At 57.6% G+C, this 1362-nt stretch carries 2 protein-coding genes; both read right to left on the reverse strand.

The window, feature by feature from the left end:
* The coding region (locus tag ACF8GB_RS18375; protein ID WP_392527419.1) for a hypothetical protein at nt 1-281 on the reverse strand (281 nt) is incomplete at its 3' end.
* On the reverse strand, nt 274-1299 hold the full coding sequence (locus ACF8GB_RS18380; protein ID WP_058639684.1) for a DUF6708 domain-containing protein: 1026 nt from the start codon (nt 1297-1299) through the stop codon (nt 274-276). The genes ACF8GB_RS18380 and ACF8GB_RS18375, both read right to left, overlap by 8 nt.
* Nucleotides 1300-1362: the final 63 nt, after the last annotated feature.

A 1362-nucleotide genomic window follows, 5' to 3' on the forward strand; every position in this document is an offset into this window, starting at 1 on the left:
TACCAAGCCCCCACCGACGCCGCCACGCCCGCCAGTGTCCCCGCACTCAACCGCAAGCCACCCCTGAACATTTTGCCCGCCTGCTGGACGGCTGCACTGCCGCTCCTTTCGGCAAAGCCCGCCGCCGTCGCTCCTAATTCCAGTGCCGCTGCCGATACTCCGATCATTGCCGCGGCGATCTCGATGTACTCCCGGCTCTGTTTGTCGGCCGCATCGGCCTTGACCATCAGGTTCCAGACTTCCAGCACCGCCACCAGGCTGCCGATGCGCACCTCAGTCATCGGCCCCTTGATGCCGGCGCGCCGATGCTCGCCCGGCTTCCTCGATCACGCGGGGGAAGCGCGGCTCGTAGCACAGCAGCAGGGATAGCCAGTGGCCGAAGGCGTGGATCAGGATCAGCGGCAGCATCAGGATGTTGAGCAGCATGAACACCCACAGGGCGCTGTTGCGCAGGAAACGGGTGTCCAGGCCCCAGGCAGCCTTGAGGGACAGCCAGGGCCAGGGGAACTTGGGAATGAGTTTCTCGGGCGCCGGGGCGGCGGCAGGGCCGTCCTCCATATAGCGGCGGATGTATTCCCAGAAGGCCAGCAGCTCGCTGGCATTGCGGGTGGGTTTGCCGACGAAGACCAGTTCGGTTTCATCGGTGGGGTTGCCGTCGAGGTCAGTGCCATCGCCTCTGTCCCAGGCGAGCAGCACGAAACCGCCCGTACCCTCCAGCTCGCTCATGTTCTTTTCGACGATGATCTGGGTCTTGTCCCAGTCCATGATACGCAGGCCACCGATAAGGTTGGGGCGCAGCAGGTAGACTTTGCGGGTAATGCGGTTGAAACGAATGATCAGGCGGCGGGCGGTGAGGGCCTCCAGGAATATATAGCGAAAGGCATACTTGAGGTAGATACAAAGAGCGCAAGCTGGAATAAGGATGATGCCTATAGAAGCGAAGTAATCGGATGTTGTTAGTATCTCTCCATTTTCTGCGTGCCCAGTAAAAACAAATTTGTAGAAGATATATAGAAATTCAAAGAGAGCTTTTGTAAGCATCACGCCTATACCCCCGACAAACATTGTAATCAAGCCACGCTTTTCATCATTTGGGGTGCGTACATCGATATACGTGTCATTGTAAGCATAGAGCGATTCGTTATCGTAAACCGACTTCGATACCGACTCCTGAACGCTTTCCGGGGCGTTCAGTTCGGGTTGCCCCGGCTGACGCTGCTGATTCTTTGCTTCCTCCAGCCTTTCCTCATAAGAAGAAAGGCTCTTTCCCCAATGAAATCCCCACTCGAACAGATACATCAGAGCGTACTCCCCACGGCGCGTTGCATGATCTCGATCTCCTTCTCTTCCGTATCAGCGATG

It is taken from the genome of Pseudomonas sp. xss_4 (genome assembly GCF_043104125.1).
GTDB classification, from domain to species: Bacteria; Pseudomonadota; Gammaproteobacteria; order Pseudomonadales; family Pseudomonadaceae; genus Aquipseudomonas; species Aquipseudomonas parafulva_B.

What these genes read in the sequence shown, in the direction of transcription:
- ACF8GB_RS18380 (WP_058639684.1), bottom strand. Translation starts at nt 1,299, where the DNA reads ATGTATCTGTTCGAGTGGGGATTTCATTGGGGAAAGAGCCTTTCTTCT.